Genomic DNA, 20,339 nt, shown 5'->3' with positions numbered 1-20,339 from the left:
TAGAATCGCAAGCCTACAACCGGATCATCTGATGGCGCGGAAATTTCCCCTGGGGGCGTGGCTTCGGCCATGCCGTGGCGTTGCTGCGGCGGGGCTGCTTGCGCTCGCCTGCGGCGCTGCCGCGGCCCAGGATCCAGTGCCTGCTGCAGACCCCGAGCGGACTCGTTCGGAGCTCGAAAGCGTTGCCCGCGACATCAAGGTTTCGGCCGAGCGGCGCGAAAAGCTGGTCGCGGAAATCGCGCAGGTGAAGAAGGATCACGCCTCCATCACCGCAGCCCTGATCCAGTCCGCCAAGACCGAACGCAAGCTCGGACAGGACATCGAGGACATCGCCGCCAAGCTCGAGGGGCTGAAGGAGCAGGAGGCGGGCATCCGCACCTCGCTCAACATGCGCAAGGCGGTTCTGGCCGAGGTGCTGGGCGCGCTGCAGCGCATGGGGCTCAATCCGCCGCCGGCGATCCTGGTCAAGCCGGAAGATGCGCTGTCGTCGGTGCGCAGCGCCATCCTGCTCGGCGCCGTGGTGCCGGAACTGCGTTCGGAAACCGAGATCCTGATGGCCGATCTCAAGGAATTGTCGCGGATCGTTGCCTCGATCGAGGCCGAACGCGACCGGCTGGCCACGGCGATGACCGCCCAGGCGGGAGAGAAGGAACGGCTCAACCTGCTGCTCGAGGCCAAGGGCCGGCTGCGCTCGGAATCCGAAGTCGCGCTGGCCGACGAGACCAAAAATGCGGCCGAACTGGCCGCCAGGGCGGAAAGTCTCAAAGATTTGATCGCCTCGCTGGACAAGCAGGCAGCCCGGAAAGCCGCCGATGCGGAAGCCGCCAGAAAAGCCGCAGAGGCGGCGGCAAAAGCGGCCAACGAACCGATCGTCGCGGTCGTTCCGGAGGCCAACCAACTGATTGCTTCTGCTCCGTTTTCGGTGCTTCAGGGGCAAGTTTCGCTGCCCGTCGCCGGGCGCATCAAACGCCGCTTTGGCGCCGATGACGGGATCGGCGGAACCATGCTTGGGGACATGGTTGCGACACAATCGGGAGCCATCGTAACCGCTCCGGCGGATGGAAGCGTTCTTTATGCGGGGCCTTTCCGCTCCTATGGTCAACTCTTGATCCTCAATGCCGGCGACGGCTATCATGTCGTCTTGGCGGGGATGAGCAGAATCAGCGTCGCGCCGGGTCAGTCCGTACTAGCAGGCGAACCGATCGGTGCGATGGGAGAGGCGAGGGTGGCGAGCACCTCAGCCTCTGACAATGCAAATGCGACGCCGGAGCTCTATGTCGAGTTCCGAAAAGATGGAAAACCCGTCGATCCGGCCCCATGGTGGGCGGACCGCACCTCTGGAAGGACATGAAATGATGCGTAAACTGTCGCTTCTGCTTGCCGGAGCGCTGATGGGGGCCACGGCAATGAGCGTGGTCTATGGAGCGGCCGGCACTGCGGCCAATGCGGCAGGTTCCGAAACCTATCGCCAGCTCGCCATCTTCGGCGATATCTTCGAACGGGTGCGTGGCCAGTATGTGACCCCGCCGGACGAGAAGTCGCTGATTGAGAATGCCATCAATGGCATGCTGACCTCACTCGATCCGCACTCCTCCTATCTCAACGCTGAAGCCGCCAAGGACATGCGCGTCCAGACCAAGGGCGAGTTCGGCGGCCTCGGCATCGAGGTGACGATGGAGAACGAGCTGGTCAAGGTGATCACGCCGATCGACGATACGCCGGCGTCCAAGGCCGGTGTGCTGGCCGGTGACTACATCTCCAAGATCGATGGCGAAGAGGTTCGCGGCCTGACGCTGAACGACGCCGTCGAGAAGATGCGCGGCCTGGTCAACACACCGATCAAGCTGACGATCCTGCGCCAGGGCGCGGACAAGCCGATCGAGCTGTCGATCATGCGCGACATCATCAAGGTGAAGGCGGTCAAGTACCGGGTCGAAAACGACGTCGGCTACATGAAGATCACCTCGTTCACCGAGAAAACCTTCGACGATCTGCAGAAGGCGATTGCCGACATCAAGAAGCAGGTGCCCGACGACAAGCTCAAGGGCTACGTTCTCGACCTCCGCCTCAATCCGGGCGGCCTGCTCGACCAGGCGGTCAGCGTCTCCGACACCTTCCTCGACCGTGGCGAGATCGTTTCGACCCGCGGCCGCGATCCGAAGGACATCACCCGGTTCGACTCGCGCGCGGGCGATGACATCGACGGCAAGCCGCTGATCGTGCTGATCAATGGCGGCTCGGCGAGCGCGTCTGAAATCGTCGCCGGCGCGCTGCAGGACCTGCGCCGCGCCACGGTGGTTGGCACGCAGTCCTTCGGCAAGGGATCGGTGCAGACGATCATCCCGCTGGCCGAGAACGGCGCGCTCAGGCTGACGACGGCGCTGTATTACACGCCGTCGGGCAAATCGATCCAGGGCAAGGGCATCACGCCCGATATCAAGGTCGACCAGCCGCTGCCGGAAGACATGCAGGGTCGCGACGTGACCCGTGGCGAGTCGGAACTCAAGGGTCACATCAAGGGTGCCGAAGAGAGCGACCAGGGCTCGGGCTCTGCAGCCTATGTTCCGCCGGAAGCCAAGGACGACCTGCAACTGCAATATGCGCTGGAACTGCTCCGCGGCCAGAAGACGGATCCGGCTTTCCCGCCGAATCCCGACAAGGCCGTGATGAACCAGCAGTAATGGCGGCCAGCGAAAAGCTGGCCTGCACGACGAGGCAATGCAATGCTGCCGGGACCGCAAGGTTCCGGCAGTCTGATTCGGGGCAGGCGTAGAGCGCCGGGCGTCTGTTCGGACGCGCAAGGGACGCTCTAAGTTTTTGAATTCGTGCATCGAGCTTTCCGAGAATCGTTTCCGGTTTTCGGGCCGATGCGCCAGGCCACAGGGCACGGCGTGGTGCAGATCGACAAGGAAATCGACCGTCCTCTTGGACAGGCGCCGAAGCGCCGTCCGGCGGCTGCGCGGACGCCATGGCTGCGCAAGGGCACGGTTGCGGCGAGCGTCGGGGTCCTCGCAGTTGTTGCGGTCTCCGCCGGCATCGCCTGGCGCGACAAGCCGTTTCGCGTGCCGGAAGTGGTTGCCGAGGTCCAGCCGGCGGTGCCTGCGGCCGCGCCGGCTGCAGCGCAGCACAAGGCGCCAGCTTCCAATGGTGGGCCGACGATCATCAAGGTCAATCCGCAGGCCGGCGACAGCGGCGCCATCGTCATCAGGGATCCATCAGCAGTCAGCCAGAACGAACGCATCGCGCATCTCCCCGACAGGGCGCTGATCGAAGACAGCGCCAGCGGGCCGCTGCCGGTCCGCGCAGCGGACGGCCGGCGGCCGTTCGACGTCTATGCCCGCGCCTGGTCGGGTGCACGCGGCGCGCGCGTGGCAATCGTGATTGGCGGGCTGGGGCTGTCGCAGACCGGGACGCAGCAGGCGATAGGCAGGCTGCCGCCGGAGATCACGCTTGGCTTCGCACCGCAGGGCAACAGCATCGGCCGGTGGATGCAGGAAGCACGGCGCGAGGGCCACGAGATCGTCATGCAGGTGCCGCTCGAGCCCTTCGACTTCCCCAACGTCAATCCCGGCCGCAATACATTGACTGTCGATGCAAGCGCCGACGAGAACCTCAAGAACCTGCGTTGGGCGCTGTCGCGCACCACCAACTACACTGCCGTGATGAATTACATGGGCGCGCGGTTCTCGACGTCGCCGGAAGCGATGGAAGCGATGATGGCCGAGCTTGGCAAGCGCGGCATAGGCTATGTCGACGACGGCTCGACGGCGCGCAGCCTGGCTCCCGAGTTCGCGCTGAAGAACGCGGTGCCTTTCGCGGCGGGCGATGCGATCATCGATGCTGTCCAGGAGCGCAGCGCGATATTGAACAAGCTGGACGAACTGGAGCGGACGGCGCGCGCCAAGGGATTTGCCATCGGCACCGGCAACGCCTTTGACGTGACTGTCGATGCGGTGGCGTCCTGGGCAGGCGAAGCGCGCAAGCGCGGCATCGAGATCGTGCCGATCTCGGCGGTCGCGAGCGATCCGGAGCGAGGGTAGGAAAAGCATGTCGAAAAACAAGGTTGCGCCTCAGGATCTGCCCTATCGGCCCTGCGTCGGGATCATGGTGCTGAATGCCGCCGGCCTGGTGTGGGCCGGCCGGCGCATTGCCGAGCCGGACAGCGAGCTGTCGAATACCGACCGGCTTTGGCAGATGCCGCAGGGCGGCATCGACAAGGGCGAGGATCCGTTGCCGGCGGCCTTGCGCGAACTCTACGAGGAGACCGGCATGCGCAGCGTCTCTCTGCTGGCCGAGGCGCCGCAGTGGATCAATTACGACCTCCCGGAACATCTGATCGGCATCGCGCTCAAGGGCAAGTATCGCGGCCAGACACAGAAATGGTTCGCCTTCCGCTTCGAAGGCAGCGAGGACGAAATCGCCATCAACCCGCCGCCCGGCGGCCACTCGGCGGAGTTCAGCAACTGGGCGTGGAAGCCGATGCCGGAACTGCCGGAACTGATCGTTCCGTTCAAGCGGCCTGTCTATGATCAGGTTGTCGCTGCGTTCAGGCATCTCGCCTGACGGCTCATTTCTGACGCTGAAAAACCATCGAGAACAAATAGATAGCCTGTCTCCTCTGCCCGGCCTTGACATTGCAGGCCGGGTCGGCAACCCTTGGGCGATGTGCAATTTCGCTCACATCGGCAGCTTTGCCCTGTTTCGGGTCTGCCCCATCGCGGGATCTTAGCCCCGGCTCGGTCGCCATGCGACTTCCGAGCCCTGGGGGCGCACACTCCAACGCATGAAATCATCAGTACCGAGCCGCGTCGCGGTTCGGCTTGAATTTTGACCACGTCCGCTTGCAGCGGGCGACCGGACGCGCGCCATCGATGCGGCGGCCGGACGAGAACTTATGAGGCTTCCATTGCGCCAGAACATCAAGCAACGCCGCGAGCACGACATCGTGCTGAGCGAGAGCGATCATGCCAGGCTGACCGGCCTTGCCGAGTCCAGCCTCGACCGCCTGCCGGAAATCGCCGAGGAACTGCTCTCCGAAATGGAGCGCGCCAAGATCAAGCCGCTGGGCCGCATCCCGGCCAATGTCATCCGGATGGGGTCCAAGGTGACGTTTCGTGGCGACGACGGCGAGGTCAAGATAGTGACGCTTGTCTATCCCGGAAAGGCTGACATTGCCGAAGGCAAGGTCTCGATCCTGACACCAGTGGGCGCTGCCCTGATCGGCCTGCGCGAAGGCCAGTCAGTGGCGTGGACCTCGCGCGCCGGCCGCCGTCTTGAAATCGAGATCGTCGCTGTCGAGGCGCCGCTCGACGGCGTCAACTGAAGGTTCGCCTTGCCAACTTTGGAACTGTGCGCACGCCGGGCCGCAGCCCGCGTCCGTGGAGACAAGCCATGACCGAATGTCAGTTGACGACCAAGGATTTCGCCATCGTCCGGACCATGCTTGACCGGTTGGCCTGGTCCGGAGGCCCGCTTGTCGCGCTGTTGCGGCGCAAACTTGCAACGGCGCAGGTTGTGTTCTCGAACGAGGCCGACCCCGACGTGGTCACACTGAACAGCCGGGTGGTGTTCAGTGTCGACGGAGGCGCGCCGCATACGCGGGTTGTTACGCAGGGGGCGGTGGACGGCATGGTCGGACAGACCATTCCGATCACAGTTCCGCGCGGATTGGCGCTGCTCGGGTTGCGGAAAGGTCAGTCGATATCGGTCGAAGGCGGCCGAGGTGCGACCGAGACCGTTCGTGTCGACAACATCCTCTACCAGCCGGAAGCGACCCGCCCGGGCATTTCGTCGGTGCCGGACGTCAATGAAACGGCTCAACGCCGCTTCCCTGTGCTGGTGTTCAGCGCCGACGACCCGAAGCCACTTGGCGCGAGCACGAAAATCCGGCACATCTCGGGCAATGGCGATGATCCGGGGCCTTCGGCGGCCTAGCGCATCGGCCCGAAAATCGGACCCGATTTTCGGAAAGCACGATGCGCCAACTCAGTAAGTGGAGCGTCCTTTGTGCGTCCATTCGGACGCACGCCGCTCCAGGGTGCGCCACCGAGAGGGGAACAATGCGGGTAGTGGTCATAGGCGGCGGGGTGATCGGGGTCACGACTGCCTATTATCTCGCCGAAGCCGGGCATGAGGTGGTGGTCTACGATCGCCAGAGCGGTCCGGCGCAGGAGGCGAGCTATGCCAATGCCGGCGAGATTTCCTCCGGCCATGCCGCGCCGCTGGCCGCTCCGGGGATGCCGCTCAGGGCGCTCAAATGGTTGGTGGCCAGGGACAGCCCACTGGTCTTCAGGCCGAAGTTCGATCCGAAGTACTGGCTATGGATGGCCAGGACGTTGCGCAATTGCACGGCAGAGCGCTACGCGTCGAACAAAGCCCAAATGATGGCGCTTGCCGAATACAGCCGCGACTTGCTCAGGGTGCTGCGACAGGCGACCGGCATCTCCTATGACGAGCGCAGCATGGGTACGCTGCAGTTGTTTCGGAGCCAGGAGCAGCTTGACCAGGCAGTTGCCGATTCGAGCATGCTTGACCGTTTCTCGATCCCTTACGACATCCTGGATGCGGACGGCTGCCTTGCCGCCGAGCCCGGCCTGGGATCGCTGCGCGACAAGATTGCCGGCGGCATGCGCTTGCCCGATGACGAAACCGGCGATTGCCGGTTGTTTACCGAGCGCCTTGCCGAGCTGTGCGCGGCACGAGGTGTCGTCTTCAAGTTTGGCAGGAAAGTCGTTTCCATCGATCACTGGGGTGGCCGGGTACGCCGTATCGTTGCAACTGACGGCAAAGTCGAAGCCGATGCTTACGTAGTTGCTGCAGGCAGCTATTCCGAGCGCTTCATGCGCAAGCTCAGCCAGCGTTTGCCGGTCTATCCATTGAAGGGCTATTCGCTGACGGTTCCGATCTCCGATGCACGCTTGGCACCGGTCTCGACCGTGATCGACGAGACCCGCAAGGTTGCGATCACGCGGCTGGGCGACCGCATCCGTATCGGAGGTACGATGGAGATGTCAGGTTTCGACGTGGCGCTTTACGAATCGTGCCGCCCGCCGCTGGAGCGCGCGCTCGACGAACTGTTTCCGGGCGCCGGCGATCTTCGTGAGGCGCGTTTCTGGTGCGGGCTGCGGCCGATGACCCCCGATGGTCCGCCGATTGTCGGCAGAGCCAGGTTTCCCAATCTCTTCGTCAATTCGGGTCACGGCATGTTTGGCTGGACGATGGCCTGTGGCTCCAGCAAGATCTTGGCCGACATCATCTCGGGCCGTGCGCCGGAGATCGATGCGAGCGGCCTTGGACCTCAGCGGTACTGGAACTGAGCCAGGAAGCCGGCGATGTCGCCGCAGCCAGATGCCGGCGCTTCTTCCGACGCGGCGGCAGGGGCGATGAAGCACGTCGGAAAGGTCGGCGGTTCGGCATGCTCGGGCACGGCTGAAACGCCCGCGCCGTTGCGCCGGCGTCGCATTGTCGTCGAGCGTGACTCAACGGCTGCGCGACGACGCGACGCCCCCTTCGAGCCAACGGCGGTTCTCGACGCAGGTTCGTTCGACCGCCTTCAGATGAACAGGGCGCGTTCGTGCTCGACAGCCTTGGTGATGAACCCCGCGACCGTCTGGATGCGGCGAAGCGGCCGGACGGATTCGTGGTAGACAATCCAGTAAGCCCGCCGGATCGGAGCGACCGCGGCAACCGGGACGATCTCGGGAATGGTGCGGGCAATGAAGGTGTGCAGGATGCCGATGCCGGCACCCGAACGCACGGCCTCGACCTGGCCGAGCGCCGACGAGATCGAGAAGGCGGAGTCCCAGGCTGGATTGAACTCGGTTGCATAGTCGAGCGACTGGCTGACGACGAGGTCGGGGACGTAACCGATCAGGCGATGACTGGACAGGTCGCTGCGTGCTGCCGGCAAGCCATGCTCCTGTGCATAGGCGCGCGAGGCGAACAGGCCGAGCGAATAGTCGACAAGCTTGGCTGCCACCAGTCGACCTTCGCGGGGCCGCTCGGTGGTGATGGCGATGTCGGCCTCGCGCCGCGACAGGGAGAAGGTACGCGGCACCGGGACGAGCTGGATCTTGAGATCCGGATGCAGGGCGGTCAGCTGGCCCAGCCGTTGCGCCAGGAAGGCCACGCCGAAACCATCGGGAGCGCCGATGCGCACGGTGCCAGCTACCTCGTCGCCTTCTCCCGATATCTCGGCACGGGCAGTCAGCATGTCGGCTTCCATTCGCTCGGCTATTTCCAGGAAGCGCTCGCCTGACGGCGTCAGCTCGCTGCCGGTGGTCAGCCGCCGGAAGAGCTTTGTCTTGAGTGCCTCCTCAAGTGCTGCGACGCGGCGTGAGACGGTGGCGTGGTTGAGTTCCAGCCGACGTGCCGCACCCAAAATCTGGCCGGTGCGCGCGACTGCGAGGAAGATGCGGACGTCATCCCAGTTCATGTGGCCCCCTGGCGGACACATGACCCCTCACGCATGCAGTGCGGGGCCAATGTCTCAGCAGCACCTTACTATGCGTGAAATCGCATTCAATCCGACTTTGCACTTTATTTTTTGCACAACGGGTGCGTTTGCCGTCGCGTTGCAATGGGGCGCGTTAAGCAGGACAATGAATTATCCAACAAGGAATTGGGAGAGAAGCAATGGTCGACTATGGTCATTTCATCGGCGGCAAGCAGGTCGCCGGAACTAGCGGACGCAAGCAGGACGTTCTTCAGCCGATGGACGGCTCGGTCCGTGCAACGGTAGCACTGGCTTCGGCGCAGGAACTGCGTGCCGCCGTCGAAAACGCCAAGGCCGCACAGCCTGCGTGGGCCGCGACCAATCCGCAGCGCCGCGTGCGCGTGCTGATGCGCTTCCTCGAACTGGTCAACAAGGAATATGACTCGCTTGCCGAACTGCTGGCCCGCGAGCACGGCAAGACCATTGCCGACGCCAGGGGCGACATCCAGCGCGGCCTTGAAGTGGTCGAGACCTGCATCGGCGCCCCGCACATGATGAAGGGCGAGTTCACCGACGGCGCTGGCCCCGGCATCGACGTCTACTCGATGCGCCAGCCGCTCGGCGTCGTCGCCGGCATCACCCCGTTCAACTTCCCGGCGATGATCCCGCTGTGGAAGATCGCTCCGGCGATCGCCTGCGGCAACGCCTTCATCCTGAAGCCGTCGGAGCGCGATCCGGGCGTGCCGATGCGCATCGCCGAACTGTTCCTCGAAGCGGGTCTGCCGGCAGGCATCCTCAATGTCGTCAACGGCGACAAGACGGTGGTCGATGCGATCCTCGACGACCCTGACATCAAGGCCATCGGCTTTGTCGGCTCGACGCCGATCGCGCAGTACATCTACAGCCGTGGTTGTGCCAACGGCAAGCGCGTGCAGTGCTTCGGCGGCGCCAAGAACCACATGATCATCATGCCTGACGCGGACATGGACCAGACCGTCGATGCGCTGATCGGCGCCGGCTACGGTTCTGCCGGCGAGCGTTGCATGGCGATCTCGGTTGCCGTTCCGGTCGGTCATGAGACTGCCGAACGCCTGATGGAAAAGCTGGTCCCGCGCGTTGAAAGCCTGAAGGTTGGCCCGTCGACCGACTCGTCGGCCGATTTTGGTCCGGTGGTGACGCGCGAGGCGCTCGAGCGCATCAAGGGCTACGTCGACATCGGCGTGAAGGAAGGCGCAAAGCTCGTCGTCGACGGCCGCGGCTTCAAGATGCAGGGCTACGAGAACGGTTTCTACATGGGCGGCTGCCTGTTCGACAACGTGACGGCAGACATGCGCATCTACAAGGAAGAGATCTTCGGCCCGGTGCTCTCGGTGGTGCGTGCGCCGACTTATGAGAACGCCATCAAGCTCGCCAACGACCACGAGATGGGCAACGGCGTTGCCATCTTCACCCGCGACGGCGACGCGGCGCGCGATTTCGCTTCCCGCGTCCAGGTCGGCATGGTCGGTATCAACGTGCCGATTCCGGTTCCGATCGCCTACTACACCTTCGGCGGCTGGAAGGCGTCGTCCTTTGGCGACCTGAACCAGCACGGCCCGGATGCCTTCCGCTTCTACACCAAGACCAAGACGGTCACCTCGCGTTGGCCGTCGGGCGTCAAGGATGGTGCGGAATTCGTCATCCCGACGATGAACTGACCAGCCGCAATTTTTGTGATGAAAGGCAGCCCGGAACTCGCTTCCGGGCTGTTTGCTTGCAGGCCTTGCCGTCTGTCGTCTGGGTCACCATATCGAATCCAGGGAGCGCGATGACGCTCTCTTGTGACAGACCGGAAACAGAAGGAGCGACGCGATGAAGACGTCGGAGCCGGCCTGGATCGTTCCGGGACAGTGAGGCAGCCCATGGACCTGCCTTTGCCGGAACGTGAAGGCAAAGGAGGTGCCACATGGCACGCAATTTCTCGACCAAATGGATCAGAATGGCCACGCTTGGCGCTGCGATGGTGCTGGCCGCGGCACCCGCGCAGGCGCAATTTGTCTGCGATGCCCACGACAATCTGGTCGCGCGGCTCGCCGAGGCCTTCCAGGAAAGGCAGATCGGCTATGGCGTGGTCGGAAACTCGGCCGTCATTGAAGTTTTCGTTTCGGCGACCGGCACCTGGACGATGACCATGACCGACGTCAGGGGGCGGAGTTGCATCGTGGCCGCCGGTGATGGCTGGGAAAGCACGCTCGACGTCGTGGCTTCGGACCAGGGCCGCTGATTGCCGGTCGCCAGTTCCGCCGCGCAGCGGTGCCCGTTTTTGTCTTGGTATTTGTCCATCGATGACGGGTGGCATGTTGCGTCGCTTGCATTGCGAGCGCACCATCATTCTCTGCAGATGCGGCAAGGAGGTGCCAGATGGCACTCGTGCTCGTATTGCGCGTAGGCTGTCTCGTAGGGATGGGTGCTGCGCTGGCGTTGTCGTCAACCGAGACCGGCGCGCAAGTGATCTGCAGCGATCACGACGCAATCGTCGACGGACTTGCCGATGGCTTTCAGGAATGGCGGCTTGGCTACGGCGTGGCCAGCATCACCACCATTGTAGAGATCTATGTCTCCGACAGCGGCACCTGGACGATGCTGATGACCGACGTCAGGGGGCAGAGCTGCGTTCTGGCAGCCGGAGACGGATGGGAGAGTTCGGTCGATCTGGCCGACAAGACCGGGCCGCAGCGACACTGATTGCTCAGGCGCCCGGTTCGGCTCACCGCGTCGCGGCGGCTTCGGCGTGGGCGCGCAGCATCGACATCAGCCGCTCGGATTCCTGCGCTGCACCGTCTTCGTCATGTTCGAGGATCGAGCGGATCAGCGCCACATGATGTTCGGCCGAGGCGGCGAGGCCGGTGTCGCGCTGGTAGCGAAACCAGAAGCGGCGACTGTGGGTTTGCAATGGGGCCGCGAGACGTGCGGCGAAATCGTTGTCGGCGGCAAGCGCAAGGGCTTCGTCAAGCGCCTTGTCAGCGGCGAGGAAGCCGAGAACATCCGCTGCCAGAACGGCCTTCTGCATCGCCAGGGCCGCAGCGTGAAACTGGTTGGCCGCATCGCGGGTGACGAAACGTGCCGCCGAGCGGGCAAGCACGATCTCGACACCGCGTCGCGCATCGAGCACGCGCAGCCAGTCGCCGGGGTGCAGCGGCGCGATCGCCAGGCCGGCGCGCGGCCGGATCTCGACCAGACCTTCCCAGGCCAGGCGCTGGATCGCTTCGCGCACAGGCGTGCGGCCGAGACCGAGCATGTCGATCAGGGAGCCTTCCGTGGCGATGGTGCCAGGGGCCAGCTCCAGCGTCACGATGAGCCGCTCGAGCTCATGATAGGCGCGTGTCGCAGCCGGTTCCAGTTTCTCAGCTTGCATGACCGAATCGCTTGATAGTACAATGATATATTTTTGATATATCAGAGCTGAATCTGGATTGACAGCATTGGTTTGGTCGTCATATATCACTGATATATCAGAGGAGATATCGCCATGTGGGCCGGAGTCATTCCAGCAGTCACCACCAAGTTCACCGCGGAAGATCGTCTCGATCATGCCGAGATGGAACGTTGCTTTGCGCTGCAGATGGAGGCTGGGTGCGATGGCCTGATCGTCGCCGGCTCGCTCGGCGAAGGCCCGATGCTGTCGCATGACGAGAAGATCGAAGTGCTGAAGACGGCGCAGAAGGTGGCTGGCGGCAAGCCGGTGCTGCTCACTGTCAACGAGGCTGGCACCCGCGAAGCCGCCGCGATCGCCAAGCGCGCCGCCAAGGAAGGCGCCTCCGGTCTGATGGTCGTGCCGAGCCCGATCTACCACACCAATGCGGAAGAGACGGTCTCTGCCCTGCGCGCGGTCGCCGAAGCCGGCGATCTGCCCGTCATGATCTATTCCAACAGGCTCGCCTACCGCGTTGACGTCACCGTCGACCAGATGGAGGAACTGGCGTCCGACAAGCGCTTCGTGGCGGTCAAGGAATCGTCCGACGACATCCGCCGCTCGACCGAGATCATCAATCGCCTCGGCAATCGCTACGATCTCTTCACCGGCGTGGACAACCTTGCCTTCGAAGCGCTCTCGGTCGGCGCCATTGGCTGGGTCGCCGGCCTGGTGGTCGCCTTCCCGCGCGAGACGGTCGCCATCTACCAGCTGATGAAGCAGGGCCGCCGCGAAGAGGCGCTGGCGATCTACCGCTGGTTCCGCCCGCTGCTCGACCTCGACGTGTCGACCTATCTGGTCCAGAACATCAAGCTGGCGGAAGTGCTGGCGATCGGCTCCAACGATCGCGTGCGCATGCCGCGCAAGCCGCTGTCCGGCGAGCGCCGCAATGCGGTGGAAAAGATCATCAAGGACGCGCTGGCCGTTCGGCCCAAGCTGCCGTCTTTCTGAGTGGACGATCCCGAGGATCGAAACCGATTTTCTGGATCATGCGCTAGTTGAATGCCTTGCAGCGCTTGCGCGTCCAATGGGACGCGCGACACTGCTGGGGAAGAAGGCCCTGGGGGAGGGGCAAGGCATGAGCGTAGCGGTCGATGAGATCGACATCGCCATCATCGGCGCCGGCATTGTCGGCATCGCTGCGGCTGCCTATCTGGCCGAGGTCGGGCAGAAGGTCACCGTCATCGACCGCACCGGCATCTGCGAGGAGACGAGCTCGGGCAACGCCGCCGCCTTTGCGTTCTCCGACGTCTTGCCGCTCGCTCACAAGGGCATGATCGGCAATGTGCCGAAATGGCTTGCCGATCCGCTCGGTCCGCTCAGCATTCCGCCCGCCTATCTGCCCAGGCTGCTGCCCTGGCTCTATCGGTTCTGGCGCGCCGGCTCGTCCGCCAACTACGAGGCAAGTCTTGCGGCGCAGGCCGGGCTGATGAAGCTGGCCGAGCAGGAATGGGCGTCGCTGATGGCACGCTCGGGGACCGGCTCGATGCTGCGCGAGGATGGGGCGCTCGAACTCTACGAGAGCGACGACGAGTTTCGGGCTGCCCTGCCGAGCTGGGAGGCGCGCGAGCGCTTCGGAATTTCGGGCCGGCATCTCGGCAAGGCCGAGCTTGCCGGCTATCAACCGGGTTTGTCCGATCGCTTCACGCGCGGCACGTTCGTCCCCGGCTGGAAGACCGTGTCGGACCCCCAGGATCTCGGCAAAGCGATCTGGCGCCACGCCGAAGGCATGGGCGCGCGGTTCCTCAAGGGTGATGTCGCTCTCGTCCGGCCGGTCGACGGCCGTGTGCTCATACAGCTCAAGCAGGGGCGCACGCTGTTTGCGCAAAAGGTGCTGATTGCGGCGGGCGCGTGGTCGCACAAGCTGACGCGCCAGCTCGGCGACATCATCCCGCTCGAGACAGAGCGCGGTTACAACACGACGCTCCCCGTCACGGCCTTTGAGGTCAAGCGGCAATTGACCTTCCCTGGCCACGGCTTTGTCATTACGCCGCTTTCGACCGGCCTGCGCATTGGCGGTGCGGTCGAGCTTGGCGGCCTCACACGCCGGCCCGATTATGCGCGCTCCAGGGCCATGCTCGAGAAAGCGAAGAAGTTTCTGCCCGGGCTCGACCCATCTGGTGGACGCGAATGGATGGGCTTCCGTCCGTCCCTGCCCGATTCGCTGCCGGTCATCGGCGGTTCGCAGCAACACCCCAACATCCACTATGCTTTCGGCCACGGCCATCTTGGCTTGACCCAGTCGGCGGCGACCGGTCGGCTGATCCGCGACCGCATGCTCGGCAATCCGCTGCCGCTGGATATCGCCCCCTTTTCCGCCCAACGTTTCTGACGCAAGGTGTTACCCATCATGGCCCGCCATTCCTTCTTCTGTATCGACGGTCATACCTGCGGCAATCCGGTGCGGCTGGTGGCCGGCGGCGGTCCGCGCCTCGACGGTTCGACGATGATGGAGCGCCGCGCGCACTTCCTCGCCGAATACGACTGGATCCGCACCGGCCTGATGTTCGAGCCGCGCGGGCATGACGTGATGTCGGGCTCGATCCTGTATCCCCCGACGCGCGACGATTGCGATGTCGCGATCCTGTTCATCGAGACCTCGGGCTGCCTGCCGATGTGCGGTCACGGCACCATCGGGACGGTGACGATGGCGATCGAGCACGGTCTGGTGAAACCCAAGACCCCCGGCGTGCTGCGCCTGGATACGCCGGCTGGGCTGGTCATCGCCGAGTACAGGCAGGTCGGAGAATATGTCGAGGAAGTGCGCATCACCAACGTGCCGTCCTTCCTCCATGCCGAGGGGCTGACCGTCGAATGCCCTGGGCTGGGCGAGATCCGCGTCGATGTAGCCTATGGCGGCAACTTCTACGCCATCGTGGAGGCGCAGGAGAACTTCCGCGACATGGCCGACTACTCGGCTGGCGACTTCATCGCCTGGAGCCCGGTCGTGCGCCAGCGGCTGAACGAGAAGTATTCGTTCGTGCATCCCGAGAACCCCGGTATCAACCGTCTGTCGCATATGCTGTGGACCGGCGTCGCAAAGCACCCGGAAGCCAGCGCGCGCAACGCCGTATTCTATGGCGACAAGGCGATCGACCGTTCGCCTTGCGGCACAGGCACCTCGGCGCGGATGGCCCAGCTGCACGGCAAGGGCAAGCTCAAGGTTGGCGAGGACTTCATCCATGAATCGATCATCGGTTCGCTGTTCAAGGGACGCGTCGAACGCGAGGTCGAGGTAGCCGGCAGGAATGCCATCATACCTTCCATCGGCGGCTGGGCGCGGATGACCGGGCTGAACACGATCTTCATCGACGAGCGCGATCCGTTCGCACACGGCTTCGTAGTCAATTAGTCGTATGGAAGGTGTTTTGCAGGGCTAATATGTCTAGACAATCTTTAGGAGGAGATTGACGGCGAGACGCAAGAACCTGTTGCTTTTGTGCAATCGAACGCAGAATTCTTCGGTATTTGCGCAAAATGTGACCGGAATCGACAAAGACATTGCGTTGAGCCAATGTTAGGTTCGCGATGGTCCAGAGCCTGGATCAGACAAAAACAACGGCGGTCGCAAGGCTGCTCCATAAGGCGCGGCGAGGTTGAAAAATCCCGTTGCAATCCGGGCTCGAAACTTTAGGACTAGGGGAAATATCAATAGGAATGCGCGTTTGCGCGACATTCCAGGGGAGCCGCTTTCATATGCAGTATTTTGTCCAGCAGATGGTCAACGGGCTGACGCTTGGGTCCATCTATGGCCTGATCGCGATCGGCTATACGATGGTCTACGGCATCATCGGCATGATCAATTTCGCCCACGGTGACATCTTCATGCTCGGGGCCTTCGCCGCCCTGATCGTGTTCTTGATCCTCACTGCGATGTTCACGTCGGTGCCTGTCGTCGTCGCCTTGTTGCTGATGATGGTCGTGGCGATGGCGATGACCAGCCTCTACAACTGGACCATTGAAAAGGTCGCCTACCGGCCGCTGCGAGGGTCGTTCCGACTGGCGCCGCTGATTACGGCGATCGGCATGTCGATCGCGCTGTCCAACTTCGTCCAGGTCACCCAGGGTCCGCGCAACAAGCCGATCCCGCCGATGGTTTCGACCGTCTACAACGTCAACGGCATCTCGGTTTCGCTGAAGCAGATCATCATCGTCATCGTTACGGTGCTGCTGCTGGCCCTGTTCTGGTATCTGGTCAACAAGACTTCGCTCGGACGCGCCCAGCGTGCCTGCGAGCAGGACCGCAAGATGGCTGCGCTGCTCGGCATCGACGTCGATCGCACCATCTCGATCACCTTCATCATGGGCGCAGCCCTGGCCGCCGTCGCCGGCACGCTGTTCCTGATGTACTATGGCGTCGTCGCCTTCTCCGACGGTTTCGTGCCCGGCGTCAAGGCGTTCACCGCAGCGGTTCTCGGCGGCATCGGCTCGCTGCCCGGGGCGATGCTCGGCGGACTGATGATCGGTTTCATCGAAAGCATGTGGTCGGCCTACTTCTCGATCGACTACAAGGACGTCGCCGCCTTCTCGATCCTTGCCATCGTGCTGATCTTCCTGCCCTCCGGCATCCTTGGCCGGCCTGAAGTCGAGAAGGTCTGAGATCATGGCCAATATCGCCAAAATCGATCGCGAAGATACCAGCCCCATCCAGCGCGGCATACGCGAGGCACTGTTTGCGGGCGTCATCTCCTTCGGCCTGTTCTTCCTGTTCATCGGCCTGAAGACCGACCAGAACATCTCGAACGAACTTATCCTGGTTCAGCGCTGGGGCCTGCTCGCCATCGTCGTCGCCCTTGTGATGGCCGGTCGCTTCACCATGGTCGCCTTCGTGCGGCCGATGATCGACCGCCGCAACGCCGAAAAGGCCAAGCTGCCGCCGGTTGCCGAGGAGGCAGGCTTCTTCCGCAAGAACTTTTCCAAGATCGCGATCCTGGTGCTGTTCATCTACCCGGTCCTGATGGTGCTGCTGTTCGGCTTCCAGGGCTCGCTCAAATGGGTCGACAATTTCGGCATCCAGATCCTGATCTATGTGATGCTGGCCTGGGGGCTGAACATCGTCGTCGGCCTCGCCGGCCTGCTCGACCTCGGCTATGTCGCCTTCTACGCGGTCGGTGCTTACGCCTATGCCCTGCTTGCAACGCATCTCGGATGGTCGTTCTGGATCCTCTTGCCGGTCGCCGGCATCATGGCCGCCTTCTGGGGCGTCATCCTCGGCTTTCCTGTCCTGCGCCTGCGCGGCGACTATCTGGCGATCGTGACGCTGGCGTTTGGTGAAATCATCCGTCTGGTGCTGATCAACTGGCGCGAAGTCACCAACGGCGCCGCCGGCATCTCCGGCATCCCCAAGATCAGCTTCTTTGGTCTGGTGTCGTTCAATGTCTCGGACCCGAACTACATCGCCAAGGTGCTCGGCATTGCCCAGTCCGGCGCCTACTACAAGATCTTCCTCTACTACCTGATCCTGCTGCTGGCGCTGCTGACGGCCTTCGTCACCATCCGCCTGCGCCGTATGCCGGTGGGCCGCGCCTGGGAAGCGCTGCGCGAGGACGAAATTGCCTGCCGTTCGCTCGGTATCAACACCACGACGACCAAGCTGACGGCATTCGCCACGGGAGCCATGTTCGGCGGCTTCGCCGGCTCGTTCTTCGCTGCGCGCCAGGGTTTTGTTTCGCCTGAATCCTTCGTGTTCCTGGAATCGGCGATCATTCTCGCCATCGTGGTTCTGGGAGGCATGGGCTCGCTGGTCGGCATTGCGGTGGCTGCCGCGCTGATGATCGGCGGTACCGAAATCCTGCGCGAAATGGAGTTCCTGAAGCACGTCTTCGGACAGGACTTCACGCCTGAACTGTACCGCATGCTGCTGTTCGGCATGGCCATGGTGATCGTGATGCTGTGGAAGCCGCGAGGTTTCGTCGGCAGTCGAGAACCCACAGCCTTCCTGCACAAGCGAAAGGCCGTCTCAAGCGCCTTCACCAAGGAAGGACACGGCTGATGAACGCGAGCGTTTCCATGAACAAGCCGATCCTCCAGGTCGAGCATCTGTCGATGAAGTTCGGCGGCCTGGTCGCCATCGGCGACCTGTCCTTCGAGGCCAAGCGCGGTGAGATCACCGCGCTGATCGGCCCCAACGGCGCGGGCAAGACCACGGTCTTCAACTGCATCACCGGCTTCTACAAGCCGACCGAAGGCATGATCCGGTTCAACGGCCGTGACGGCGGGGAATTCCTGCTCGAGCGCATGCCCGACTTCCAGATCACCGCCAAGGCCAAGGTGGCGCGCACCTTCCAGAATATCCGGCTGTTTTCGGGCATGACGCTGCTTGAAAACCTTCTCGTGGCACAGCACAACAAGCTGATGAAGGCTTCGGGCTTCACCATCCTGGGCTTGCTTGGCCTTGGGGGCTACCGTAGCGCGTCAGCGGAGTCGATCGAACTGGCCAAGCACTGGCTTGAGAAGGCCGAGCTCATCGACCGGGCCGACGATCCGGCGGGCGATCTGCCCTACGGCGCCCAACGGCGGCTCGAGATCGCCCGCGCCATGTGCACAGGTCCCGAACTGCTCTGTCTCGACGAGCCGGCGGCTGGCCTCAATCCCAAGGAGTCGCTGGCGCTCAACACGCTGCTCAACGACATCAAGGACAACACCGGCACATCGATCCTGCTCATCGAGCACGACATGTCGGTGGTCATGCAGATCTCCGACCATGTCGTGGTCCTCGAATATGGTCGCAAGATCTCCGACGGCGACCCGCTGTCGGTTCGTACCGATCCGAAGGTCATCGCCGCCTATCTCGGCGTCGACGACGAAGAGGTCGCGACCGTCCTGGTCGAGGTCGGCGACGAACAGGTCATCGAGGAACTGGAAGGCGTGCCGGATCCGGCGCATGGCCCAGCCTCGTCCGCATCGATGATGGCCGGCCCGGTCAGCGACACCATCAACCATCCCGTCGACCATGGCGAGATCGTCAGCGTCGCCAAGGGAGCGTCGAAGGCGGCCCAGGTCGAGGCGCGTTCGGCAGCGGCCAAGGCCAAGACGAAAACCGAAAAGCCCGTGGGCCTGATGGCTTCACCAGCCACCAAGACAGCCGCGCCAGCTGCCAAGCCTGCAAAGGCTGCGGTTGCGCCAGCCGCCAAGGCTCCGGCCAAGGCTGCTGCAAAGCCGGCTGGAAAGGCCGCTGCGCCGAAGGGCGTGACAGTCTCCAAGGCGGCAGTTGCGGCAAAGCCCGTGGCGGCGAAGGCCGAGCCCAAGCCGGTGGCCAAGGCTCCAGCCAAGCCAGCCGCGTCGGCAAAGCCGACTGCCGGCAAGAGCGCAGCGGCGAAGCCTGCCGCAGCTAAGGTTGCCCCGGCGGCCAAGCCTGCGCCGGCTGCTGCCAAGCCGGCCGCAAGCAAGAGCGCTCCGGCAAAGCCGGCGGTGGCAAAAGCAGCGAAGGCGCCTGCGGCGGCGAAGACCATCGCCAACGTGCTGGCTGCGCCGCGTGGCGGCGTCGCCGACCGGCTGATCCTCATCAAGGGCATCGGTCCGGTCAACGAAAAGAAACTCAACGATCACGGCATCTTCCATTTCGACCAGATTGCGGCGTGGAAGAAGTCCGACATTGCCGCGGCGGAGGCGTATCTCGCCTTCGACGGCAGGATCGAACGGGAAGACTGGGTGGGGCAGGCCAAGGCGCTGGCGCGTGAAGCGGCCAAGCCGGCGAAAGCCAAGCGCGGAGGTGGCAAGTGACGGACCAGGTCTTGCTCGACGTCAAGAATGTCGAGACTTACTACGGCAACATCCGGGCGCTCAACGGTGTCAATGTCACCGTCAACCAGGGCGAGATCGTCGCCCTGATCGGAGCCAATGGTGCTGGCAAATCGACCCTGATGATGACCATCTTCGGCACGCCCCGGGCGCGCAGCGGCACCATCACCTTCGCCGGCACAGACATCACCGACATGCCGACGCATGAAATCGCCCGGCTGCGCATCGCGCAGTCGCCGGAGGGGCGGCGCATCTTCCCGCGCATGACGGTGCTGGAAAACCTGCAGATGGGCGCGAGCCTCGACAAGCTGCAGCATTTCGACGAGGACGTGGAGAAGGTCTTCACCCTGTTCCCGCGTCTGAAGGAGCGCATCAACCAGCGCGGCGGCACGCTGTCGGGCGGCGAACAGCAGATGCTGTCGATCGGCCGCGCGCTGATGGCGCGTCCGAAGCTGCTGTTGCTCGACGAGCCTTCGCTGGGCCTTGCGCCGCTGATCGTCAAACAGATTTTCGACGCCATCCGCGAACTCAACCGCACGCAGGGCCTGACCGTGTTCCTGGTCGAGCAAAATGCGTTCGGCGCGCTCAAGCTCGCCACACGCGGCTATGTCATGGTCAACGGCGTCGTCACGATGAGCGGCTCCGGCAAGGACCTGCTCGCCGATCCAGAGGTTCGCGCCGCCTATCTCGAAGGCGGTCGCCACTAGGAGTTCC

The 20,339-nt window shown here is 63.5% G+C and carries 20 protein-coding genes; 17 read left to right on the top strand and 3 right to left on the bottom strand.

What is annotated here, in order from left to right; genetic code table 11:
- The first annotated feature begins 31 nt into the window (after positions 1-31).
- From PCJ21_RS11250 to PCJ21_RS11220, 7 genes are all read left to right on the top strand, one after another.
- Positions 32-1,351, top strand: coding sequence for a murein hydrolase activator EnvC family protein (locus PCJ21_RS11250; RefSeq protein ID WP_269931484.1), 1,320 nt, complete (start codon positions 32-34; stop codon positions 1,349-1,351).
- Position 1,352: 1 nt separating this feature from the next.
- Complete coding sequence (locus tag PCJ21_RS11245; protein ID WP_269931483.1) at positions 1,353-2,681, top strand: S41 family peptidase; 1,329 nt, start codon at positions 1,353-1,355, stop codon at positions 2,679-2,681.
- Positions 2,682-2,867: 186 nt separating this feature from the next.
- Complete coding sequence (locus PCJ21_RS11240; protein ID WP_442865999.1) at positions 2,868-4,040, top strand: divergent polysaccharide deacetylase family protein; 1,173 nt, start codon at positions 2,868-2,870, stop codon at positions 4,038-4,040.
- A gap of 7 nt (positions 4,041-4,047) precedes the next feature.
- Positions 4,048-4,563 (top strand): RNA pyrophosphohydrolase, encoded by a 516-nt coding sequence (locus PCJ21_RS11235; RefSeq protein ID WP_269931482.1) that lies wholly within the window; start codon positions 4,048-4,050, stop codon positions 4,561-4,563.
- 331 nt (positions 4,564-4,894) lie between these two features.
- Positions 4,895-5,323, top strand: coding sequence for a nucleoside diphosphate kinase regulator (rnk, locus tag PCJ21_RS11230; RefSeq protein ID WP_269931481.1), 429 nt, complete (start codon positions 4,895-4,897; stop codon positions 5,321-5,323).
- A gap of 68 nt (positions 5,324-5,391) precedes the next feature.
- Positions 5,392-5,934, top strand: a complete 543-nt coding sequence (locus PCJ21_RS11225; protein ID WP_269931480.1) for a nucleoside-diphosphate kinase — start codon at positions 5,392-5,394, stop codon at positions 5,932-5,934.
- Positions 5,935-6,059: 125 nt separating this feature from the next.
- Positions 6,060-7,316 (top strand): D-amino acid dehydrogenase, encoded by a 1,257-nt coding sequence (locus PCJ21_RS11220; RefSeq protein ID WP_269931479.1) that lies wholly within the window; start codon positions 6,060-6,062, stop codon positions 7,314-7,316.
- Here PCJ21_RS11220 and PCJ21_RS11215 read toward each other — a convergent pair.
- Positions 7,298-7,462: a hypothetical protein gene (locus PCJ21_RS11215; RefSeq protein ID WP_269931478.1), complete on the bottom strand. Its 165-nt coding sequence runs from the start codon at positions 7,460-7,462 to the stop codon at positions 7,298-7,300. The genes PCJ21_RS11220 and PCJ21_RS11215 overlap by 19 nt on opposite strands.
- Positions 7,463-7,552: 90 nt before the next feature.
- The gene (locus tag PCJ21_RS11210) at positions 7,553-8,434 is read right to left on the bottom strand and encodes a LysR family transcriptional regulator (protein WP_269931477.1); all 882 of its coding nucleotides are present in this window, start codon (positions 8,432-8,434) and stop codon (positions 7,553-7,555) included.
- Positions 8,435-8,634: 200 nt separating this feature from the next.
- Between PCJ21_RS11210 and PCJ21_RS11205 the strand changes: the two genes are divergently transcribed.
- From PCJ21_RS11205 to PCJ21_RS11195, 3 genes are all read left to right on the top strand, one after another.
- Entirely contained in the window at positions 8,635-10,131 is a 1,497-nt protein-coding gene (locus PCJ21_RS11205; RefSeq protein WP_269931476.1) for a CoA-acylating methylmalonate-semialdehyde dehydrogenase, read from the top strand.
- A 248-nt stretch (positions 10,132-10,379) separates the two neighbouring features.
- Positions 10,380-10,697 (top strand): hypothetical protein, encoded by a 318-nt coding sequence (locus tag PCJ21_RS11200; RefSeq protein WP_269931475.1) that lies wholly within the window; start codon positions 10,380-10,382, stop codon positions 10,695-10,697.
- 137 nt (positions 10,698-10,834) lie between these two features.
- Positions 10,835-11,158, top strand: coding sequence for a hypothetical protein (locus PCJ21_RS11195; protein ID WP_269931474.1), 324 nt, complete (start codon positions 10,835-10,837; stop codon positions 11,156-11,158).
- Between the two features lie 22 nt (positions 11,159-11,180).
- Here the strand turns inward: PCJ21_RS11195 and PCJ21_RS11190 are convergent, their stop codons facing one another.
- A complete protein-coding gene (locus tag PCJ21_RS11190; RefSeq protein ID WP_269931473.1) occupies positions 11,181-11,828 on the bottom strand; it encodes a GntR family transcriptional regulator in 648 nt (215 codons plus the stop codon).
- 114 nt (positions 11,829-11,942) lie between these two features.
- Between PCJ21_RS11190 and PCJ21_RS11185 the strand changes: the two genes are divergently transcribed.
- The 7 genes from PCJ21_RS11185 to PCJ21_RS11155 all read left to right on the top strand — a co-directional run bounded on the left by PCJ21_RS11185 (position 11,943) and on the right by PCJ21_RS11155 (position 20,332).
- The gene (locus PCJ21_RS11185; RefSeq protein ID WP_269931472.1) at positions 11,943-12,836 is read left to right on the top strand and encodes a dihydrodipicolinate synthase family protein; all 894 of its coding nucleotides are present in this window, start codon (positions 11,943-11,945) and stop codon (positions 12,834-12,836) included.
- A 127-nt stretch (positions 12,837-12,963) separates the two neighbouring features.
- Positions 12,964-14,217, top strand: coding sequence for an NAD(P)/FAD-dependent oxidoreductase (locus PCJ21_RS11180; RefSeq protein WP_269931471.1), 1,254 nt, complete (start codon positions 12,964-12,966; stop codon positions 14,215-14,217).
- 18 nt (positions 14,218-14,235) lie between these two features.
- Positions 14,236-15,237, top strand: coding sequence for a 4-hydroxyproline epimerase (locus PCJ21_RS11175; RefSeq protein ID WP_269931470.1), 1,002 nt, complete (start codon positions 14,236-14,238; stop codon positions 15,235-15,237).
- Between the two features lie 344 nt (positions 15,238-15,581).
- Positions 15,582-16,484 (top strand): branched-chain amino acid ABC transporter permease, encoded by a 903-nt coding sequence (locus PCJ21_RS11170; protein ID WP_269931469.1) that lies wholly within the window; start codon positions 15,582-15,584, stop codon positions 16,482-16,484.
- A 4-nt stretch (positions 16,485-16,488) separates the two neighbouring features.
- The gene (livM, locus tag PCJ21_RS11165; protein WP_269931468.1) at positions 16,489-17,877 is read left to right on the top strand and encodes a high-affinity branched-chain amino acid ABC transporter permease LivM; all 1,389 of its coding nucleotides are present in this window, start codon (positions 16,489-16,491) and stop codon (positions 17,875-17,877) included.
- Positions 17,877-19,607 carry an ATP-binding cassette domain-containing protein gene (locus tag PCJ21_RS11160; protein WP_269931467.1) on the top strand — a complete coding sequence of 577 codons (1,731 nt, stop codon included), beginning with the start codon at positions 17,877-17,879 and terminating at the stop codon, positions 19,605-19,607. Before livM ends, PCJ21_RS11160 begins: the two co-directional genes overlap by 1 nt.
- Entirely contained in the window at positions 19,604-20,332 is a 729-nt protein-coding gene (locus tag PCJ21_RS11155; RefSeq protein WP_269931466.1) for an ABC transporter ATP-binding protein, read from the top strand. Before PCJ21_RS11160 ends, PCJ21_RS11155 begins: the two co-directional genes overlap by 4 nt.
- The last annotated feature ends 7 nt before the right edge of the window (positions 20,333-20,339 follow it).

The sequence above is a fragment of the Aminobacter sp. HY435 genome, from assembly GCF_027568395.1.
Lineage (GTDB): Bacteria > Pseudomonadota > Alphaproteobacteria > Rhizobiales > Rhizobiaceae > Aminobacter.
The sequence above is the reverse complement of the archived record's forward strand: the minus strand, read 5'-3'. Positions and strand labels throughout refer to the sequence as shown.

What these genes read in the sequence shown, in the direction of transcription:
- PCJ21_RS11205 (WP_269931476.1), top strand. Translation starts at nt 8,635, where the DNA reads ATGGTCGACTATGGTCATTTCATCGGCGGCAAGCAGGTCGCCGGAACT.
- PCJ21_RS11225 (WP_269931480.1), top strand. Translation starts at nt 5,392, where the DNA reads ATGACCGAATGTCAGTTGACGACCAAGGATTTCGCCATCGTCCGGACC.
- PCJ21_RS11170 (WP_269931469.1), top strand. Translation starts at nt 15,582, where the DNA reads ATGCAGTATTTTGTCCAGCAGATGGTCAACGGGCTGACGCTTGGGTCC.
- PCJ21_RS11200 (WP_269931475.1), top strand. Translation starts at nt 10,380, where the DNA reads ATGGCACGCAATTTCTCGACCAAATGGATCAGAATGGCCACGCTTGGC.
- PCJ21_RS11195 (WP_269931474.1), top strand. Translation starts at nt 10,835, where the DNA reads ATGGCACTCGTGCTCGTATTGCGCGTAGGCTGTCTCGTAGGGATGGGT.
- PCJ21_RS11190 (WP_269931473.1), bottom strand. Translation starts at nt 11,828, where the DNA reads ATGCAAGCTGAGAAACTGGAACCGGCTGCGACACGCGCCTATCATGAG.
- PCJ21_RS11240 (WP_442865999.1), top strand. Translation starts at nt 2,868, where the DNA reads ATGCGCCAGGCCACAGGGCACGGCGTGGTGCAGATCGACAAGGAAATC.
- PCJ21_RS11250 (WP_269931484.1), top strand. Translation starts at nt 32, where the DNA reads ATGGCGCGGAAATTTCCCCTGGGGGCGTGGCTTCGGCCATGCCGTGGC.
- PCJ21_RS11210 (WP_269931477.1), bottom strand. Translation starts at nt 8,434, where the DNA reads ATGAACTGGGATGACGTCCGCATCTTCCTCGCAGTCGCGCGCACCGGC.
- PCJ21_RS11215 (WP_269931478.1), bottom strand. Translation starts at nt 7,462, where the DNA reads ATGCGACGCCGGCGCAACGGCGCGGGCGTTTCAGCCGTGCCCGAGCAT.
- PCJ21_RS11235 (WP_269931482.1), top strand. Translation starts at nt 4,048, where the DNA reads ATGTCGAAAAACAAGGTTGCGCCTCAGGATCTGCCCTATCGGCCCTGC.
- PCJ21_RS11175 (WP_269931470.1), top strand. Translation starts at nt 14,236, where the DNA reads ATGGCCCGCCATTCCTTCTTCTGTATCGACGGTCATACCTGCGGCAAT.
- PCJ21_RS11185 (WP_269931472.1), top strand. Translation starts at nt 11,943, where the DNA reads ATGTGGGCCGGAGTCATTCCAGCAGTCACCACCAAGTTCACCGCGGAA.
- PCJ21_RS11220 (WP_269931479.1), top strand. Translation starts at nt 6,060, where the DNA reads ATGCGGGTAGTGGTCATAGGCGGCGGGGTGATCGGGGTCACGACTGCC.
- PCJ21_RS11245 (WP_269931483.1), top strand. Translation starts at nt 1,353, where the DNA reads ATGATGCGTAAACTGTCGCTTCTGCTTGCCGGAGCGCTGATGGGGGCC.
- PCJ21_RS11160 (WP_269931467.1), top strand. Translation starts at nt 17,877, where the DNA reads ATGAACGCGAGCGTTTCCATGAACAAGCCGATCCTCCAGGTCGAGCAT.
- livM (WP_269931468.1), top strand. Translation starts at nt 16,489, where the DNA reads ATGGCCAATATCGCCAAAATCGATCGCGAAGATACCAGCCCCATCCAG.
- PCJ21_RS11180 (WP_269931471.1), top strand. Translation starts at nt 12,964, where the DNA reads ATGAGCGTAGCGGTCGATGAGATCGACATCGCCATCATCGGCGCCGGC.
- rnk (WP_269931481.1), top strand. Translation starts at nt 4,895, where the DNA reads ATGAGGCTTCCATTGCGCCAGAACATCAAGCAACGCCGCGAGCACGAC.